Source organism: Parasphingorhabdus sp. NYA22, assembly GCF_976973735.1.
In genome coordinates this window covers 1252501-1271214 of the sequence record NZ_OZ333477.1, presented here as the reverse complement: position 1 = coordinate 1271214, position 18714 = coordinate 1252501, and the positions used below count along the sequence as shown (strand labels likewise).

Genomic DNA, 18714 nt, shown 5'->3' with positions numbered 1-18714 from the left:
CGTCATTGTTGCGTCTCATGATCATCATCACCTATCCACAGAGTATGACTGTCAATCCGGAGTTTGGTAATCGCCAGCAACGCGTCTTTTCTCGCCTGAACTTCAGAACGAAACGCATCGTGGGTCATCCGCTCAACCAGCAACACGTCAGACAGATCAAACGCGCCCAAGTCATGACCGCGCCGCATTTTTATCACTCCATCCACCTGTGCCTTCATACCCTCGCGACTCCGCTTCCACGAACGCCAGGCGGCGTTAGCGGATGCCAAGCCCGTGTCAGCCATTTCCTGAACATCGAAACGCACCGCGCCCGCTTCGGCACTTACGGCTTGCGCTTCCCGTTCAGCTCGCTCGGCTAGCGCGCTGCGATGGCTGCCACCAAGAGGAATGGAAGCGATAAGACCGACCCCCTTTTCCAACCCGTCCCGCTCGCTGAATATCCGAAAGCCCAGCGACGGATCGGCAATGCGGTCACGCCGGGTCCGGTCTGCTAGTGTCTTGACCCGGGCAGCCTCTGCATCGGCTGCGGCTATTTCGTGGCTGCGCGCGATAACCAGATCGCGCAGTGCCGAAAATCCGCCAGCAGGAACGGTTGGAAGCGGCAGCTCAGGCGCTTCGATCGGCAGGGGCAGGCTTGGATATTGGGCGGCGAGACGCACGCGAGCGAGCTCCGCTTTCCCCTTTGATTGTTCCGCTGCCAGCCTTGCGGCTCCCAAAGCTGCTTCGGCCTGATCCACGTCGAGTTGAGCGGCGTCGCGCAATTGCATCCGACGCTCTACAGATGCAAGCATCGCTTCATAATTCATGACCGCCTGCGCATCAACGCGGGCCTCTTCCGCATTGCCCAGCCAGCCCCACCACAAATCAGCCAGCAGGGTGGCAGCTTGATGCTTTACATCTTCAGCCCGATTTTCGGCAGCGACGAGGCCATAGTCTCCCGCCTGCCTGTCGAGCCGTTTCTTGCCCGGAAGACGAAATGGTCGCATGACTGTTGCGTCATATTCGTTGAATCGACCCTCGTTATCCACGTCGCGGCGAACATAGGAGCCTGATAAGGTCACCTCATGGGGACCGGCCTTGAGGGCCCGGGCATCTGCTCTGGCCGCCTCGACACGCGCGCGCGCTGCCATCACGCTCGGGTGCTCGTCCAACGCCGTCTCGACCGCCGCCTCATCAGGCAGTCCGGAGTCATTTTGCGCAGCGACGGAGACGGGAGCCATAGTCACCAGCCATAACGAAAGGGTGTATAGGGCGTTTCTCATGATGGCACCTCTTCGCCGAAGTTCCGGTTACTGGCCTCTTGCTCGTTCTTATTCTCGCCAAACCTCTCGTAGAGCATGGGCAGCAGCACGAGCGTCAGCATTGTCGCGGTCACAAGGCCGCCGATTACAACGATCGCGAGCGGTTTCTGGATTTCCGATCCGGGACCGGTCGCGAAGAGCAAGGGCACCAGTCCAAAGGCAGCAATGGAAGCTGTCATGAGCACCGGGCGAAGCCTGCGGGCAGCGCCTATCCGAACCGCCTCTGCCATCCCCAGGCCTTGGTCGCGGAGCTGCCGGAAATAGCTGACCATGACCAGACCATTGAGCACTGCAATACCGAGCAGTGCAATAAATCCGACCGATGCCGGAACCGACAGATACTCGCCTGAGACCGCCAGTGCTACCATTCCGCCGACCATCGCAAAGGGAATGTTGACCAAAATCAGCAGGGATGCGCGCACCGAACTCAAGGTAGCGTACAGAACGACAAAGATAAGGATCAGAGATATCGGAAGCACGATCATCAACCGCGCCGATGCGCGTTGCTGGTTTTCGAACTGACCACCCCAGACGATCCGATAGCCGGATGGCAGTTTCACATTTGTGCTAATGTCGGCTTTCGCTTCTTCAACATAGCCGACCAGATCGCGACCTGACACAAAGGCCTGGACCATGGCAAAACGCGAACCATTTTCATGTTCAAGTTTCACCGGTCCGGCAATCTGCTTAACAGTGGCGATATCGCTGGCGCGCACCAGTTGGCCGGTGGGCGAGCGATACAGCTGATCGGCAAAGCTTTGCGGACTCATACCGCGGCTACCTTCACCCTTTATCAGGATGGGAACGCGCCGGTTGCCATCGGCAACAACGCCGGAGTGCACGCCTTCTATCTGAGCGCGCATCATGTCCTGCATCATGTCCACTGGCATACCGCTGCGGCCGGCCGCCATCCGGTCAATATCGAGCTGCAGATAGTCAACCGTATCATTGGCAACCGTCATCGCTTCGGTCGTACCCTCGATTTTTTCCAGGCGGGCCTGAATATCGCCAGCGATCCTGGAAAGCTCGTTTAGGTCGGAGCCGAACAGCTTGATTACAAGATCACCGCGCGCGCCGGTGAGCATTTCGGAAATACGCATTTCAATGGGCTGAGTGAAACTGGGTTCGATGCCTGGCAAATCATCAAACACCTTGCGAATTTTCTCGGTCAGTTCATCCTTGTCAGCCACTTGCCATTCACTACGCGGCTTGATTTTCAGAAAACTGTCGGTTTCATTTGGACTCATCGGATCAAGCCCGAGCTCGTCGCTACCAACCCGCGCGATCACATCGGTGACTTCCGGGACTTCAGCAAGAATGGCCTTCTGGACCTTGATGTCACCAGCCACGCTATGGTCAATCGAGATGCTCGGTAATTTCGTCAGCTGAACGATCATCGAGCCTTCATCCATGGTCGGGAGAAAGGTCTTTCCGGTCACATTGTAGGCAAGTCCCGCGATCAGCAGAGAGAAGGCCGCAATAGCATATACAACGGATTTCCGGTTAAAAGCACTGTCCAACACCCGCTCGTAGAAGGGTGACAATTTGCGCATCAACCAGGGTTCGTGGTGACCATCCGGTATTTTCAGAACAAAATAGGCCAGAACCGGAACCAGCGTCAGTGACAGGATCAACGCTGCGAACAGCGCGAGCACGATCGTCAACGCAACGGGTGCGAATAATTTGCCTTCAAGCCCTTCCAGTGTGAGCAGCGGCAGGAAGACCAGCGCGATAATGGCAAGGCCCGATGCAACAGGTTTTGCCACTTCAGCCGAGGCAATGAAGATATTGTGGAGCTTACCGGCGCTGCGATGTTTCTCGTCGGACAACCGTTCGACCACATTCTCGACCACCACCACGGCGCCGTCGACAAGAATGCCAACCGCGATGGCCAGCCCGCCAAGGCTCATGAGATTGGCTGTCAAACCGAGAAAACGCATGGCGATAAATGTGAACAATGCTGCCATTGGCAAAGCGAGCGCAACGATGACCGACGCCCTTATGTCGCCGAGAAAAAGGAGCAGCAAGATCACGACCAATATAGTCGCTTCGAGCAACGCTGATTCGACTGTACCCACGGCGCGTTCAATCAGGTCGGATCGATCATAGAACGGGTCGATCTTCAACGAAGATGGCAGGCTGGATTCAATTTCCTTGAGCCTTTCCTTGACGCCATCGACCACTTTGCTGGCATCTGCTCCGCGCAGGCCGATGACCAGCCCTTGCACCGCTTCGCCCTCGCCATTTTTGGTAACGGCACCATAGCGGGTAAGGCTTCCTGTGCGCACCTGCGCTACATCACCGACCCGTACGACCATTCCACCTTCGGATTTGACAATAATGCCCGACAGATCGCCGAGGTTCCGGATAGCGCCAACTGCGCGGACGATGAGCGATTCCTCTCCGGTTGTCAGCCGCCCTGCACCATCATTTCGATTGCTGCTTTCAATCGCGCTGCGTAAATCTTCAATGGTGAGATTGGTTGCGGCGAGCGCAGCATTGTCGGGTACGACTTCATAGGTTTCAACATAGCCGCCAAGCGCGTTGACATCCGCCACGCCGGGCACCGTGCGCAGCGCCGGTCGTATAACCCAATCCAGAATACGCCGTTTTTCGGCCAGCGATTGTGGCCCTTCAAGCGTGAACATATACATGTCTGACAATGGCGTTGAAATGGGTGCCATGCCGCCGGTTACCGTCGCCGGAATGTCTCCCATCACGCCGTTCAACCGCTCCGCCACCTGGCTGCGCGCCCAGTAGATGTCCGTACCGTCTTTGAAGTCGATCGTAATATCCGCGATCGCATATTTCGCCACCGAACGCAGCACCACTTGATCGGGGATGCCGAGCATTTCCATCTCGATCGGGGTGATAACCCTGCTTTCAACCTCTTCGGGCGTCATACCCGGTGCTTTCAGGATGATCTTCACCTGCGTCGAGCTGATATCGGGGAAAGCATCGATGGGAAGATTGACGAACGCATAGGCACCAAAGCCGGCAAGTCCGGTCGCTATCGCTAATACAGCCATACGAAAGGCGAGCGCTTTTTCAACGAGTTGCCGCAGCATAGGATCAGTCCCCGGCCAACATGACTTTAAGCTCGGCGATGCCGCTCGCGGCGACCTTCTCGTCCGGCTTCAGTCCGTCGCTCAAGATAGCATTGTCGCCCGATTGAGCGACCAGTGTCACTTCACGCCTGGTAAAGCGATTGGCTGAAAGAACGAATACATAGTCCCTGTCGCCGATCCGCGTGACCGACATCGCTGGAACCGACACACCGGTCTCGCTGCCATCTCCCTTGATCGTCACCATGACGCTTTTACCCGCAACCATGCCGGGCGCAGCGCCAATGCGGGCTTTTGCCATGACCGAGCGAGTCATCGGGTCGAGCGAGGGCGAGACCGAAATGATCGTGCCGCTGACAGGGACAGGATCACCATCCCCGGATGACCCGGGCAATTGTAGCTCTACCGTCAGACCCGGAACAACTTTCTTCGCAAGCCGCTCCGGCAATTGAATGTCGAGCATGTAAGACGATGTATTCTCGATCACAAATGGTGCCGTCATCGTGTCAACCGGCCCGCCGGTCTGGACGTTGATCGCTGATACACGGCCCCCGATCGGTGCGCGCAGGGTCATCTGGCCGCTGCCCCCGGCACCGGCTTGCGACAATATTCTCTGGTTCTCGGATATGTTGATTTGCGCTTCGTACAGCGCTGCATTGGCTTCGTCGGCCCGAGCGTCTGCGATAATTCCTTCGCTGGCGAGCTGGTTCAATCGCCGGGCGCTCGCTTGGGCCAGACCCAATTGCGCACGGGCCCGAGCAAGGTCGGCGCCGATCTGCACCGGTTCACGCGCTTTTACCGATGCAAGAGCAGCCCCTTGAGCCACTGCCTGCCCCTCTACTACAAACAGCCGGATTATCGCTCCATCAAACGGCGCGGCTACCGCGACCCTTGCCTCGGGCGGCAGGTTGACCATTGCCGGGACCGTACCAAGCGGAACCGCGTCAGCAGCCCTTGCCGCGACAATCCGGATGCCGAGCTTTTTGATTTGTGCTGCCGAAATGGTTCCAGGCTTGGCGGATGTTGCTACCGCAGATGTATCTGAATCAGTCGCTGTGTCTCCGGAGAATGCATAATATATGCCCGCTGCAACAAGAACTGTCGCCAAGGCAAGAACCAGAATTATATTTCTACTTTTCATATGGTCTCTCACCGAATTCAGGGTTGGTCGCTTGGTTTCGACAATGTTTCAATCACGTATTTTCAGGCTGCTGCACGCCTAACTCGCGAGAAATTATTTGCGGTTTTGGCTGGCGAATTAGTCTCTTCTTTTCCAATGCCCCTATCTTTCATCATTTCTGGGTATTGGGATCAAATTCTGACTAGGGTTGCCAACCATGATGTCTAAATACGTAATGTTACCGATAATGCAGAATCTGATTTCGGTTCATAGTCTGCAAAATTAACGAACAAGACGAACGGGAGACTTGATATATGACTGATCCATTGATGATCATTTGCCCCTCCTGCAGCACGACCAACCGGATTCCAGCGCAAAAGCTGACGGGGAACGGTAAGTGCGGGAAATGCGGCAAGCCCCTGTTTGAGGGAAAGCCGGTCATTCTGAATTCCGGGAACTTCCATAAGCATGCCAGCATTAGCGACATTCCGTTGCTTGTGGATTTCTGGGCCAGTTGGTGTGGCCCGTGTCGTCAGATGGCGCCAGCGATTGACGCGGCAGCTGCGCAGCTTGAACCGAATGTGCGTGTCGCAAAACTGGATACCGAAGCAGAACAGCAGATTGCCGCCCGTTTCAACATACGATCAATTCCTTCATTGATATTGATATCAAAAGGCAAAGAGATGTCACGAACGGCCGGAGCCATGCCTGCGGGATCGATTGTTCAATGGACCAATCAAGCTCTTATGAAATAGGTTTGCTTTCAAGATACGGCCGTTTTCTAGAAAGCTTCAGACTGGCGAATTTGCCCAGATATTCAATTTGGTCGAACTTAATTCGGAAAATTGCTTTGAGAGGCGTTACAAAACCAAATGATTTCCCAAATTCCACGTTCAATAGTTATCGTCGGCCTGTTCTTTACGGGTTGCACGCAAGGACCGGATTATCGTCCCTATTCGGCATCCGACCTCGCGCTGCCCGGGCAATATATCGACGGAAATGACGAGGTTTCTATTGATGATATAACTGAATGGTGGTCTCAATTTGACGATCCTGTGCTCGCCGAATTAATTGACACGGCACTTTCGGAAAATCTCGATATTGCACAATCAGCGGCACTGGTGGTCCGAGCCAGAGAGTCTCTGATCCAATCCGGTGCCGATCAACTGCCCGCCATTGGTTTCTCGAGCAGCAGTGGCAGAAATTTCTATTCCGAAACATCTGACAGCTGGTCTTTTTCGCGCTCGATCGACGCCAGCTGGAGCGCGGATATATTCGGCGGCCTGAAACGATCGAAACAGGCGGCACTCGCCTCCTATCAGGCAGCAGGATATAGTCTCGCCAACATCCGGACACTGATCGCTGCAGAATTGGCGAGCAATTATGTGACAGTTCGGTCCTTGCAGGACCGCCTCCTGATTGCCGAAGACAGTCTGCGGAACCAGGACAACAATTTGCAAATCGCCAAATGGCGCGCTCAGGCCGGACTGGTATCATCGGTCGATGTCGAGCAAGCCAAGGCCCAAAGGGCGCAAACTGCCGCCATAATCCCGTTATTGGAGCAGTCCGAAGCCGCTGCGCGATACCGCCTGGCGGTGCTCACCGGACAGGCACCCGGGGCGGTTGATGGCTTATTGGGCGGTGATGGTCGCCTTCCGGCCATTCCGGATTTTATCGCCAGAGGCGCGCCGGCCAACATATTGCGTCAACGCCCGGACATCCTGTCTTCCGAGCGCGACCTTGCATCAGCAACAGCGCTGATCGGTGTGGCCCAGGCGCAGCTATATCCGGCACTGACACTCACGGGGAATATTGCATCCACATCCAGTGAATTCGGCAATATCACCGATATCCTGACCGGCGGGCTGTTTGCATCAATCGCGCAAAGCATTTTTGACGCGGGCAGCCGGAGGTCCGTTGTACGGTCACAGATGGCGGCTGCGGATGGCGCATTTGCCGCCTATCGTTCGACCATATTGACAGCGCTCGAAGAAGTGGAAAATGCCACCATATCCCGGCGCACGGCAGAGGCGCGTATTTCGGCCTTTTCGGATCAGAGTATGGCGGCCAGCAACGCTGCAATTCTGGCACGCGCCAATTATCGCGCGGGATTGACTGACTTTCAACGGTTGTTGGAGTCCGAGCGCAGCTTGCTGTCGGCCAATGATAGCCTGGCGGTGGCCCGGGCCGATCGGCTGACTGCCACGATCCAATTATATCTTGCCTTGGGCGGCGGATGGCAGTCCGTACCGCAAAATGGCAATAATGAAGAGGCCTCGAAATGAACGCATCTGGCGAAACCACAAATCTGGATGAATTTCTGCAAACTCCGGAACCCTCGCCAATATGGCGTTACGGCAAGTGGGTCCTGCTGGCGGTCGCAATCGGTCTCGTCGCCCTATTTGTCAGCCAATTGTTCTTCAGCGATACTGGCACCGAATATGTAACCGATACAGTCAAGCGCGGCGATATAACGGTGGATGTAACCGCGACCGGAAATCTTGCGCCTACAGAGCAAGTTGAAATTGGTTCGGAGATATCCGGGATCGTCAGAACAGTCCTGGTTGATGTCAATGACCGGGTATCAAAAGGACAGGTTATTGCGACAATCGACACCGACCGGCTTATTGATATCGTCAAGCAATCACAGGCCAGTCTGGCGGCCAGTCGAGCATCGGTTGTCAGCGCTCAGGCGTCGCTGGATGAGGCCCAGGCACAGTTGCGACGGTTGCAGGAAGTCTATCGCATGTCCGATGGCCAGGTTCCGTCGGACACGGAAATGACCGCGCAGAAAGCGGCAGTGGCCAGGGCAGCAGCGTCTTTGAATTCGGCAAGGGCCAATGTTGCGGCCGTGCAAGCCGAGCTGTCTTCCAACAAGACCCAGCTCTCGCGTGCCTCTATCCGTGCGCCGACGTCAGGAGTGGTGCTGAAGCGGCTAATTGACCCGGGACAAACCGTGCAGGCGTCTTTTAACACACCATCTCTTTTCATCATCGCCGAAGATCTGGCCCGCATGCAGCTTGAAGTTGCCGTCGACGAGGCGGACGTCGGGCAAGTGGAGGCAGGACAGAGTGGCAGCTTTACCGTTGACGCCTATCCCGGCAAGAAATTTCCGGCGAAGATTCTGAGAGTGAATCTGGGGTCAACCAATCTTTCCGGCAGCTCGAGTAGCAGTTCCACCTCTACGTCCGATGTCGTTTCCTATACGGCTCTTCTCAATTTCAACAATGATGACTTGAAGTTGAGGCCGGGAATGACCGCGACCGCGACAATCCGGACCAATGGTGAGAAAAATGTGCTGATGGTCCCCAATGCAGCGCTCCGCTATATTCCGCCGAAGGACGAGGAAGCCGAGGAAAGCGGCGGCTTTGAATTCGGGCCGCCCCGCTCGAGCGGGACCCAGGTCACCCAGGAAACCGAAATCGGCGTCGGCAGCAGCCAGACAATCTATGTTCTGGGCGATGATGACAAATTGCGAAAAATCACCGTCGTGACAGGGCAAAGCAATGGCCGCCAGACGGCTGTCACTGGCAAGGATATCAAGGTTGGACAACGTGTCGTGACCGGGCAAAAGGCAAAAGCGGCAGAATGAGCGAGCCGATCATCAAGCTGATCGATATCACCAAGACATTCGGTGAAGGAGAAGCTGCTTTTCAGGCTTTGAAAGGCGTCAATTTGGCCATCAATGAAGGCGATTTCATCGCCATCATGGGGGCCAGTGGATCCGGCAAATCCACAATGATGAATATCGTGGGTTGCCTTGATGTGCAAACCACCGGCTCATATCTTTTCAAAGGTGTGCCGATAGAATCACTCAATGTTGATCAGCGAGCCTTGCTGCGCCGACGTTATCTGGGCTTTGTGTTTCAGGGGTTCAATCTTTTACCCCGGACCTCCGCCCTTGAAAATGTCGAATTGCCCCTGCTTTACCGGGGTGAAAGTCCGGCGAAGAGGCGAGAATTGGCTTTGGCGGCGCTTGATAGCGTCGGCCTTGTTCCTTGGGCTAATCACAAGCCGAACGAACTGTCCGGCGGCCAGCAACAACGTGTAGCGATCGCCCGGGCCATCGTCACGGAGCCGGCTGTGCTGCTGGCGGACGAACCGACCGGCAACCTCGACAGCGAACGATCAGAGGAAATCATGGAACTATTGACACAGTTCAACAAGGAACGGGGCATCACCATCATGATGGTAACCCACGAACCCGAACTTGCTGCCTTTGCCCATAAAATTGTGATCTTCAAGGATGGCCTGGTCGAACGCGTGGAGCAACACTGATGCTGTCGACGACATTTCTATTAGCATTCCGTGCAATCCGGCGTCACCTGCTGCGCTCCTTTCTGACCCTGTTGGGTATCATGATCGGCGTGCTGTCCGTGATCACCATGGTGACACTGGGCAACGGGGCCACGGAGGCAATCAAGACATCGATTAGCGCTCTCGGGTCTGACCTGCTGCAAGTATATCCCGGACAGCGAGCCAGCCCTGGCGGCGCCGGCGCCGGTGAAGCGCCGCCCTTGTTCAAGCAAGCCGACGTCAATGCCATTGCCGAGCAGATTGGCGGCGTCACGGTGGTAACCGGTCAGGTGCAAACCAGCGGAGCCGCAATCAGAAATGCACAGAACTGGACAACCACGGTCAATGGCACCACCAATAATTATTTTATCGCCCGGAAATGGGAGCTGGCGGAGGGACGAAATTTTTCCGCAGAGGAGGAGCAGGCTGGCAAAAGTGTCTGCATGATCGGCTCGACCATCGTTACCAATCTGTTCCAGGATACCGACCCCATCGGACAGAATTTCCGTATCAAAGGCGTCAGCTGTCAGGTCATCGGTATCCTCGAAGAGCGCGGTCAAAGCGGTTTTGGCGGAGATCAGGATGATACGGTGATCATGCCGCTGAAGGCCGTCCAGAGACAGATGACCGGCAATCAGGATATCAACTCGATCATGATTGGCCTCGATCCTGCCTACGAGACCAGCGCGGTAAAGGAATCGATGATCGCGCTACTGCGGGAGCGCCGGAGTCTGGGGCCGGACGAAGAAGACGATTTTAATGTCCTCGATGCCAAGCAGATTTCCGACACGGTGTCTGGAACAGTCGGCATCCTGACCACATTATTGGGAGCGGTTGCCGGTGTCAGCCTGCTGGTAGGCGGTATCGGCATCATGAATATCATGCTCGTGAGCGTCACCGAAAGAACGCGTGAAATTGGAATCAGGCTCGCCATTGGCGCGCTCGGTCGAGAAGTGATGATGCAGTTCCTGGTGGAATCGATCGTGTTGTCCAGCCTCGGCGGACTGATCGGCATATTTCTGGCACTGATTGTCGGGATTGTTGCCGCGCCTTTAATGGGCCTGGAATTCCAGTTCGATATCCAGATAAATGTAATCAGCTTCCTGTTCTCCGCCGTAATCGGGGTCATATTTGGATATTTTCCCGCACGACGCGCGGCAAAGCTCAATCCGATTGATGCCTTGCGATCGGAATAAAGTTTGCCCACCGACAACTGGCCGGTTTTCGGGAACGTGCAATATGTGGGCTCCCTGCTTCGAACTACAGCGCTTGATATCAACAAATGAAAAGCGGGCGTCCACCAAGCGCAACTGATCACCCATTCATTCAATAAAACACTTAGTGTAAATGAGTAATTGAATTGGATTCAGGGCGAATTGCGAGCTATCATTTCCGAACAATCAGAAAGGAAAGATTATGACATTGCATATTGGAGACACCGCCCCCGACTTTACCGTCGACACCCAGAATGGGGAAATCAGCCTACACGAATGGGCTGGCGACAGCTGGGTATTCTTTTTCAGTCATCCGGCTGATTTCACCCCGGTCTGCACCACCGAAATGGGTCGCACCGCGCAGCTCGCTGGCGAATTTGCCAAGCGGAATACCAAGCCGCTCGGCCTGTCGACCGATACGGCGGAGGAGCATCGCAAATGGATCGAAGATGTGAACGATACACAAAACACCAATCTTACATTTCCGATCGTTGCCGATGCAGACCTGGCAATCGCGAAAATGTACGACATGATCCACCCAGACGAGAGTCAGACCGCTGCGGTCCGGTCGGTGTTCATCATTGATCCCGACAAGAAGATTCGCCTGACCATGACCTATCCTATGAGCGTTGGTCGGAATTTCGATGAAATTTTGCGGGTCATCGATGCGCTGCAATTGAGCGATAAAAAGCGCATTGCCACGCCCGCAGACTGGCAAATAGGCAAGGATGTGATCATTCCGCCATCGATCAGCAACGAAGAGGCGAAGGGCCTGTTCCCACAAGGATGGACGGAGCATCGGCCGTATCTGCGCACAACCGATGTAAGCTAGATTAGTCAACTTCGACCGCAGCTCGGCGGGACATATCCAATCTGGATGAAAATTGTTCCGCCGATCAGCTGGGTCTGACTTTTTCCGCGTTTCGGAACAATCAATGAAAGACTTAATAATGCCGTTAGTTGAGAATAAGGACGAAAAATGCAGGGCAATCCAGAAGCTCATCGCGTCGGGAATGGGCGTTTGCGAAAGCTGTCGGGAGATCGGGGTTTCTGAAAAGACCTATTATCGATGGCGTCTTGCGAATGCGGACAAGTCCAAGACCTAGCTTACCTCCTGCTCGTCAATTGTGGCTTCCCAATCTCATGCTTCCAAAGTGGGTCGACGGGAGGTCACCCAGACGTTGCAATTTCGTCGATCTTGGTGGACTGTATAACCATGGAAATTGGAAGCGGAACCCTACATAATAAGTCGACCGGCGCCTTCGCTGGCTTGCCCCTTGGGGACGGAAGACGGGCGAAGCGACCTGTTTGGGAACGCGGCCTCTTGTTACCCGGCTTCGCACTGGGCGATTGATGTTATTGGGCTGGATCATCGTCTTCAGTATATTGGGCAGCCTAGGCGCGATCGCCGGTGCCGCATTGATGCTGTTGTTTCCGGCAAATGTCCGAAAATCGATTTTGCCCTATCTTATCAGCTATGCAACCGGCACTTTGCTTGGTGCCGCATTTCTCGGGATGATACCCAAGGCACTAGGTCACGCCGCGCCGATAGCGGTATGCGGAACCGTTCTGGCCGGGATTCTGCTTTTCTTTGCACTCGAAAAAATACTGCTCTGGCGCCATTGTCATGACGAAGACTGCGAAGTCCATTCGAATTCGGGTCCATTATTGCTGATCGGCGATGCCTTCCACAATTTTGTCGATGGCTTTGTCATCGCGGCAGCTTTTTTGACTTCGATCCCGTTTGGCATTGCAGCCTCTCTCGCCGTCATCGCCCATGAAATCCCGCAAGAGGTTGGTGATTTTGCTATTCTTTTGGAAAATGGCTACTCCAGACTGAAGGCTCTCGTCCTTAACTCCCTGTCGTCCATCACAACCCTGCCAGGAGCAATTATTGCCTATTATTTTCTCGGAGAAACGCAGCAGGCCATTCCCTATATCCTCGCGCTCTCCGCAGCCAGCTTCATATATATCGCCCTTGCCGATCTAATACCGGGCCTACACCGCAAGACAACGCCGGGATCGGCGCTGCTCCAGTTCATCCTCATAGCAGCCGGAATTGGAACGATCGGGCTTATCCAGTTTGCGCACTAGGGAATACGCCAATTGCAACTGAACTAAATCAGTTTCTCCAGTGCCAGGTTGATCTCCCGCAGCTGATCAACTTCATTGTCTGGCATTCCTTCATCCGTCCCCTGTTTTGTTCTTTCTATTCATAAGCCCGTCGTTTCAGCAGCTCAATCTTGATCGCATCCGGGAGTTCGGTGGCCATCAGCTTGCCCGGAGTCTGAAAGGCGCCTTCCGGATCAATCATTGCATCGTCGAGGCCCCGACCGTTTTTATTGCATCTGATCGCAGGGTCGCAAGATAGTCGCGCCGGTCGATACAGGCTTCGACTTCCGGTTCCGACGGAAAAGCCTTACCGAACGCGTAATATTCGCTATCGCTGCCCCCAAATTGCCTTGCGCCTGATAGGTCCGCTTTTCGGAGCCCGCCGCCGCGCCGAGATATTGATCTTCGAATTTTCTCTGATCCTCGAGCAGGCCATGAACATGGACGTCGGCCCCCGAGTGAGCGGATAAAATTTGCACTGCGCGTTGTTCATTGCCCTTGCTCCAGGTCCGTACCCACAACAGCAGCGTAAGCGAGAGCTGGGGGCCGCGTATTATGCGGCTTGACGGTTCCGTTTGTTATTGTCTGTCCAGTTCCATGGCATGAGTTCGTCCCAACGGGAAGCGGGCCAATCGGATGCGATTTTTTCAATAACATCGGTAATATAGGCTTGGGGTTCTACGCCATTGAGTTTGCAGGTTTCGATAACCGAGTAGATAGCGGCAGCGCGTGTTCCTCCGGCCTTGGATCCGGTAAATAGCCAATTTTTTCTGCCTATCGCTATGGAACGGATGGAGCGTTCTGCAATGTTATTATCCATCTCGGCTATGCCTTCACCGAGATAGCGCGTGAGCGCATCCCAGCGTTTGCGGCCATAGGTTAGCGCCTTGGCCATGCTTGATTTGGGCGACAGACGGCGCAAGGCATCGTCGATCACGCTGTGCAGCGTCTCGATTTGCGGTTTGCTATGTTCTTGGCGCTGCTGACGGCGGATATCGGGTGGCTGACCGCGAACATCGTCCTCGATCCGGTATAGTCCTGCAATCCGTTCCAGCAGGTCGGTGGTGAGCGGCGTCGGACTTGCTTGATGGTTCTCGAATATCTTGCGCCGGAAGTGCGCCCAGCAGGCGACCTCGCGTATCCGGCCATCCTGATAGAGCTTATCGTAACCAGCATAGCCATCGGCCTGCAGCAAACCTGTAAATGTCTTAAGCTCGGTCTGCGGATGGATACCGCTGCGATCAAGGGTAAACTTGTACCAGACCAATGCCGGACCGGTAGAGCCGGATGCGCGGTCATCGACAACATGGGTCCACAGCCTCGCTTGTGCCGTTTTACCCTTGCCGGGTACCAGCATCGGGACCGGCGTATCGTCGGTATGGATCTTTGCGGCCTTTAAGCCTTCTTCGCGGATACGGCTAACGATAGGATCGAGCAGACTGGCGGCTTGGCCAGCCCAACTGGCCAGCGTCGAACGGTCGATGTCCACACCTTGCGCCGCCATCATCTCGGACTGACGGTAGAGCGGTAGATGATGATCGAACTTGTTCACGACGACATGGGCAAGGGTGGCGAAGCTGGCTTTACCCCGGGCAATGGCTTTGGCAGGCGCATGGGCCTGCACAATCTTCTCGCAGGAACGGCAGCTATATTTGGGACGGATGGTACGGATAACGCGCCATTGCACCGGCAGTACATCAAGTATCTCGTCGCTGTCTTCGCTAAGCGGGCGAAGGGTGCCGCCGCAATCAGGACAATTACAGGCACCTGTCTCCGGTTCAATGCGGCGTTCATCGCGTGGCAGATGATCAGGCAAAGCGCGAACGGGCGATGGCCGTCCGGCTTTTACGATCGGCTCAGGCGCCCGGGCATCGGAAATCGCAGCTTCACTCTCCAGCTCTTCGAGCGTCAGTTCCAGTTGCTCGATCTGCTGCGACAGCTTCTCCGACGACTGGCCAAAGGTCATACGGCGCAGCTTGTCCAGTTGTAACCGCAGCGTCTCGATCAGCGTGTCACGGGCCGCCAAAGCAGCTTCCAGCTCGGCGATCCGGGCGTCTTTATCGGGGTAAGAATGAGCGGTATCTGACACCGCCATTTAATAGCCGAGTGGCTCATGGATTACCAGTAAAACCCGCCCAAATATGCCGTTTTATCCCGCCAGAAGCGGAACGGCCGTGCGTTCAGGTCTACGCCAGTCAATGCCTTCGAGAAGCATGGAAAGCTGGGCAGAAGAGAGGTGCACTTTGCCGGTCCTGGTCACCGGCCAGACGAAACGGCCACGATCCATCCGTTTGGAAAACAGGCACATCCCTTGGCCGTCATACCACAGCAGCTTGACCAGATCACCGCGCTTGCCACGAAAGGCGAACAGCGCCCCTGAATGCGGGTTCTTCTGCAATACTTGCTGCGCCAGTACCGCCAGACCATTAAAACCCTTGCGCATGTCGGTCGCACCGCAAGCTAGGTAAATGCGCGTCGAAGGAGATGGCGGGATCATCGGGAAAGCACCGCGAGCACCCGTGTCAGCGCATCGGCATCGACCGCCGCGTCCACCGTCAGTCTTATCCTTGTCGGCAGGTCTATCCTGATCAGACTAGGCTGTGCAGGATTTACCGCCGCTCGGTCGCTTGGGCCAGTATCCAGCGAGACTTCGGCAAAAGCAGGTGCGGCAAGCGCTCGGCCTGACGGGTTCATGCCACCTAACTGACCGTTCACCGCCAGACGCCGCCATGTGTATAGCTGGCCACTGCCAATCCGGTGACGCTCGCAAGTCTGGCCAACCGATCCTTCCGGACCAAATGCATCTGCCAGCATCGCCAGCTTCTGCTCGGCTGTCCAGCGCCGACGGCCGCCGACAATCTCTACACGGCCAAGACTAGAACCACTCATATGAGTGGTCATATGACTAATCGTATGACTGCTCGCTGATCCCGAACCCATGTCGTCCATAATCGCCGCTCCCAAATAAGCAGCCTTCAACCCTTAAATGCCATAACGCGCAAGGCGGCCTACAGCTCTCGCTTACACAGCAGCCCGCCATGGCTCAGTTGATCCGCAATATCGTTGGCATGATGCTGACCGACTCCGGATGATCTCTCGCACCCGCAGGCCTAGTGCCTTCCTTCGCTAGGGCGCTAGCTTCATATGGCATATTGCTAAACGAACAAAAGCCCCGATCTTTCGACCGAGGCTTTTGGTTAAGCAGTTGTATCTGGAGTTCCAGTTGGTTGCGGGAGTAGGATTTGAACCTACGACCTTCAGGTTATGAGCCTGACGAGCTACCGGACTGCTCCATCCCGCGCCAACGTTTCCGGTTTGGCTTTTGTGCCGTACCAGAGAATCAAAAAAGCGGCCGGCCCTATGAGGGACAGGCCGCTTTTGAAAAGGTGAATGGGTTATTTCCTCGTGACTACAAGTCTATGCGCCTGCTGCAATGCCTGGCGACGTCCTACTCTTCCATGCCTTGAGACAAAGTACCATCGGCGCAACCTGGTTTCACGGCCGAGTTCGAGATGGGATCGGGTGGGGCACAGGCGCTATGGCCACCAAGCAATGAAGCAGGCGCATAAGCTGTAATCACGGGTCTTTTAATCGATGTTGGTAAGATCACGCCCGGACATATCCCGAGGGGTAATATCCGTGCATGTTGACCATGGGCCGAGCTTAATTGTCCGTTCTTCAACAAACATGCTTTCCAACATTGTTGTTGATGGCGGGATTCTACAAGCGCGAATTGAGTAATTAGGACTGGTTAGCTTCACAGGTTACCCTGCTTCCACACCCAGCCTATCAACGTGGTGGTCTTCCACGACTCTATGATAACTTATCTCGAGGGAGGCTTCCCGCTTAGATGCTTTCAGCGGTTATCCCGTCCATACATAGCTACCCAGCAGCACGCCTGGCGGCATGACTGGTACACCAGAGGTATGTTCAACCCGGTCCTCTCGTACTAGGGTCAACTCCTCTCAATTATCGACGCCCACGGCAGATAGGGACCAAACTGTCTCGCGACGTTCTGAACCCAGCTCACGTACCACTTTAATTGGCGAACAGCCAAACCCTTGGGACCTGCTCCAGCCCCAGGATGTGATGAGCCGACATCGAGGTGCCAAACGATTCCGTCGATATGAGCTCTTGGGAATCATCAGCCTGTTATCCCCGGCGTACCTTTTATCCGTTGAGCGATGGCCCTTCCACGAGGGACCACCGGATCACTATGACCGACTTTCGTCTCTGCTCGACTTGTCAGTCTCGCAGTCAGGCTGGCTTATGCCATTGCACTCTAACAGACGGTTTCCAACCGTCCTGAGCCAACCATCGCGCGCCTCCGTTACTCTTTAGGAGGCGACCGCCCCAGTCAAACTACCCGCCACAGAGGGTCCCTGATCCGGATAACGGATCTAAGTTAGACACCAGAAAACAATAGGGTGGTATTTCACATTATGGCTCCACTCGGACTGGCGCCCAAGTTTCAAAGCCTCCCACCTATTCTACACAATTCTTTCCTAATGCCACTCTGAAGCTGCAGTAAAGGTGCACGGGGTCTTTCCGTCTAACCGCGGGTACTCCGCATCTTCACGGAGAATTCAATTTCGCTGAGCATATCCTGGAGACAGTGGGGAAGTCGTTACGCCATTCGTGCAGGTCGGAACTTACCCGACAAGGAATTTCGCTACCTTAGGACCGTTATAGTTACGGCCGCCGTTTACTCGGGCTTCAATTCAGAGCTTGCACTCCTCCTCTTAACCTTCGAGCACCGGGCAGGCGTCAGACCCTATACGTCGTCTTGAAGCCGACTTAGCAGAGTCCTGTGTTTTTGCTAAACAGTCGCTACCCCCCAGCTTGTGCCCCCTACCAAAAGTTGCCTTCTGATAGGGCCTCCTTCTCCCGAAGTTACGGAGGTAATTTGCCGAGTTCCTTCAGGATACTTCTCTCAAGCGCCTTGGTATACTCTACCTGCCCACCTGTGTCGGTTTAGGGTACGGTCTATATGGTGGAGCTATTTCCTGGAACCTCTTCGAAGCCTGATCAATCCAATAAGATCAGACAACACACGAGATCCGTCACATTCCACCAGGTCACGGAATATTAACCGTGTTCCCATCGACTACCCCCTTCGGGCTCGTCTTAGGGGCCGACTCACCCTGCTCAGATTAGCTTTAAGCAGGAACCCTTGGGCTTTCGGCGACAGTGCATCTCACACTGTTTGTCGCTACTCATGTCAGCATTCGCACTTCCGATACGTCCACCGTCGGTTACCCTTCGGCTTCATCCGCTTACGGAACGCTCCGCTACCGCTCAGAATAAATTCTGAACCCTAAGCTTCGGTGCATATCTTTAGCCCCGTTACATCTTCGCCGCAGGAACCCTTATTTAGACCAGTGAGCTGTTACGCTTTCTTTAAAGGATGGCTGCTTCTAAGCCAACCTCCTGGTTGTTTTGGGATTCCCACATGCTTTCCCACTTAGATATGACTTGGGGACCTTAGCTGTAGGTTAGGGCTGTTTCCCTTTTGACGACGGACCTTAGCACCCGCCGTCTGTCTCCCGGACTTGTCTCTATGGTATTCGGAGTTTGGTTAGGTTTGGTAGGTCTCGCGACCCCCT

General features: G+C 55.1%; 15 protein-coding genes, 1 tRNA gene and 2 rRNA genes (1 of these 18 only partly in view). 8 read left to right on the top strand and 10 right to left on the bottom strand.

The genetic code is table 11. From position 1 onward, the window contains the following. Positions 1-2: 2 nt before the first annotated feature. From ACWFTY_RS06135 to ACWFTY_RS06125, 3 genes are read right to left on the bottom strand one after another with little or no spacing between them, the layout of a single operon-like run. Positions 3-1262, bottom strand: coding sequence for a TolC family protein (locus tag ACWFTY_RS06135; RefSeq protein ID WP_447526475.1), 1260 nt, complete (start codon positions 1260-1262; stop codon positions 3-5). Then, the gene (locus ACWFTY_RS06130) at positions 1259-4369 is read right to left on the bottom strand and encodes an efflux RND transporter permease subunit (protein ID WP_447526474.1); all 3111 of its coding nucleotides are present in this window, start codon (positions 4367-4369) and stop codon (positions 1259-1261) included. Before ACWFTY_RS06130 ends, ACWFTY_RS06135 begins: the two co-directional genes overlap by 4 nt. Positions 4370-4373: 4 nt before the next feature. Continuing rightward, complete coding sequence (locus ACWFTY_RS06125; protein ID WP_447526473.1) at positions 4374-5507, bottom strand: efflux RND transporter periplasmic adaptor subunit; 1134 nt, start codon at positions 5505-5507, stop codon at positions 4374-4376. A gap of 293 nt (positions 5508-5800) precedes the next feature. Between ACWFTY_RS06125 and trxC the strand changes: the two genes are divergently transcribed. The 8 genes from trxC to ACWFTY_RS06085 all read left to right on the top strand — a co-directional run bounded on the left by trxC (position 5801) and on the right by ACWFTY_RS06085 (position 13090). Further along, positions 5801-6241 (top strand): thioredoxin TrxC, encoded by a 441-nt coding sequence (trxC, locus tag ACWFTY_RS06120; RefSeq protein WP_447526472.1) that lies wholly within the window; start codon positions 5801-5803, stop codon positions 6239-6241. A 117-nt stretch (positions 6242-6358) separates the two neighbouring features. Next, positions 6359-7771, top strand: a complete 1413-nt coding sequence (locus ACWFTY_RS06115; protein WP_447526471.1) for an efflux transporter outer membrane subunit — start codon at positions 6359-6361, stop codon at positions 7769-7771. Beyond that, positions 7768-9078, top strand: coding sequence for an efflux RND transporter periplasmic adaptor subunit (locus tag ACWFTY_RS06110; RefSeq protein WP_447526470.1), 1311 nt, complete (start codon positions 7768-7770; stop codon positions 9076-9078). Before ACWFTY_RS06115 ends, ACWFTY_RS06110 begins: the two co-directional genes overlap by 4 nt. After that, entirely contained in the window at positions 9075-9764 is a 690-nt protein-coding gene (locus ACWFTY_RS06105) for an ABC transporter ATP-binding protein (RefSeq protein WP_447526469.1), read from the top strand. Before ACWFTY_RS06110 ends, ACWFTY_RS06105 begins: the two co-directional genes overlap by 4 nt. Further along, positions 9764-10978 (top strand): ABC transporter permease, encoded by a 1215-nt coding sequence (locus tag ACWFTY_RS06100; RefSeq protein ID WP_447526468.1) that lies wholly within the window; start codon positions 9764-9766, stop codon positions 10976-10978. The genes ACWFTY_RS06105 and ACWFTY_RS06100 overlap by 1 nt, the downstream gene beginning before the upstream one ends. A gap of 220 nt (positions 10979-11198) precedes the next feature. Next, on the top strand, positions 11199-11828 hold the full coding sequence (locus tag ACWFTY_RS06095; RefSeq protein WP_447526467.1) for a peroxiredoxin: 630 nt from the start codon (positions 11199-11201) through the stop codon (positions 11826-11828). A gap of 103 nt (positions 11829-11931) precedes the next feature. After that, positions 11932-12102, top strand: coding sequence for a helix-turn-helix domain-containing protein (locus ACWFTY_RS06090; protein ID WP_447526466.1), 171 nt, complete (start codon positions 11932-11934; stop codon positions 12100-12102). Positions 12103-12349: 247 nt separating this feature from the next. Beyond that, positions 12350-13090 (top strand): ZIP family metal transporter, encoded by a 741-nt coding sequence (locus ACWFTY_RS06085; protein WP_447526465.1) that lies wholly within the window; start codon positions 12350-12352, stop codon positions 13088-13090. Between the two features lie 245 nt (positions 13091-13335). Here the strand turns inward: ACWFTY_RS06085 and ACWFTY_RS06080 are convergent, their stop codons facing one another. The 7 genes from ACWFTY_RS06080 to ACWFTY_RS06050 all read right to left on the bottom strand — a co-directional run. Next, on the bottom strand, positions 13336-13587 hold the full coding sequence (locus tag ACWFTY_RS06080; RefSeq protein WP_447526464.1) for a hypothetical protein: 252 nt from the start codon (positions 13585-13587) through the stop codon (positions 13336-13338). 74 nt (positions 13588-13661) lie between these two features. Beyond that, the gene (gene tnpC / locus ACWFTY_RS06075) at positions 13662-15203 is read right to left on the bottom strand and encodes an IS66 family transposase (protein ID WP_447524186.1); all 1542 of its coding nucleotides are present in this window, start codon (positions 15201-15203) and stop codon (positions 13662-13664) included. Between the two features lie 54 nt (positions 15204-15257). Next, positions 15258-15605 (bottom strand): IS66 family insertion sequence element accessory protein TnpB, encoded by a 348-nt coding sequence (gene tnpB / locus ACWFTY_RS06070; protein WP_447524187.1) that lies wholly within the window; start codon positions 15603-15605, stop codon positions 15258-15260. Continuing rightward, the gene (gene tnpA / locus ACWFTY_RS06065; protein ID WP_447524188.1) at positions 15602-16009 is read right to left on the bottom strand and encodes an IS66-like element accessory protein TnpA; all 408 of its coding nucleotides are present in this window, start codon (positions 16007-16009) and stop codon (positions 15602-15604) included. The genes tnpB and tnpA overlap by 4 nt, the downstream gene beginning before the upstream one ends. 323 nt (positions 16010-16332) lie before the next feature. Beyond that, positions 16333-16409 (bottom strand) — tRNA-Met (locus tag ACWFTY_RS06060). Between the two features lie 134 nt (positions 16410-16543). Next, positions 16544-16658: ribosomal RNA gene (rrf, locus tag ACWFTY_RS06055) — 5S ribosomal RNA — on the bottom strand. Positions 16659-16829: 171 nt separating this feature from the next. Continuing rightward, positions 16830-18714 (bottom strand): 23S ribosomal RNA (locus tag ACWFTY_RS06050) (it continues 918 nt past the right edge of the window).

Excerpts from the sequence above, each read along its gene's own strand:
- tnpC (WP_447524186.1), bottom strand. The coding sequence starts at position 15,203 with ATGGCGGTGTCAGATACCGCTCATTCTTACCCCGATAAAGACGCCCGG.
- ACWFTY_RS06115 (WP_447526471.1), top strand. The coding sequence starts at position 6,359 with ATGATTTCCCAAATTCCACGTTCAATAGTTATCGTCGGCCTGTTCTTT.
- ACWFTY_RS06130 (WP_447526474.1), bottom strand. The coding sequence starts at position 4,369 with ATGCTGCGGCAACTCGTTGAAAAAGCGCTCGCCTTTCGTATGGCTGTA.
- ACWFTY_RS06090 (WP_447526466.1), top strand. The coding sequence starts at position 11,932 with ATGAAAGACTTAATAATGCCGTTAGTTGAGAATAAGGACGAAAAATGC.
- ACWFTY_RS06125 (WP_447526473.1), bottom strand. The coding sequence starts at position 5,507 with ATGAAAAGTAGAAATATAATTCTGGTTCTTGCCTTGGCGACAGTTCTT.
- ACWFTY_RS06105 (WP_447526469.1), top strand. The coding sequence starts at position 9,075 with ATGAGCGAGCCGATCATCAAGCTGATCGATATCACCAAGACATTCGGT.
- ACWFTY_RS06100 (WP_447526468.1), top strand. The coding sequence starts at position 9,764 with ATGCTGTCGACGACATTTCTATTAGCATTCCGTGCAATCCGGCGTCAC.
- tnpA (WP_447524188.1), bottom strand. The coding sequence starts at position 16,009 with ATGACCACTCATATGAGTGGTTCTAGTCTTGGCCGTGTAGAGATTGTC.
- ACWFTY_RS06095 (WP_447526467.1), top strand. The coding sequence starts at position 11,199 with ATGACATTGCATATTGGAGACACCGCCCCCGACTTTACCGTCGACACC.
- ACWFTY_RS06135 (WP_447526475.1), bottom strand. The coding sequence starts at position 1,262 with ATGAGAAACGCCCTATACACCCTTTCGTTATGGCTGGTGACTATGGCT.
- ACWFTY_RS06085 (WP_447526465.1), top strand. The coding sequence starts at position 12,350 with ATGTTATTGGGCTGGATCATCGTCTTCAGTATATTGGGCAGCCTAGGC.
- trxC (WP_447526472.1), top strand. The coding sequence starts at position 5,801 with ATGACTGATCCATTGATGATCATTTGCCCCTCCTGCAGCACGACCAAC.
- ACWFTY_RS06110 (WP_447526470.1), top strand. The coding sequence starts at position 7,768 with ATGAACGCATCTGGCGAAACCACAAATCTGGATGAATTTCTGCAAACT.
- tnpB (WP_447524187.1), bottom strand. The coding sequence starts at position 15,605 with ATGATCCCGCCATCTCCTTCGACGCGCATTTACCTAGCTTGCGGTGCG.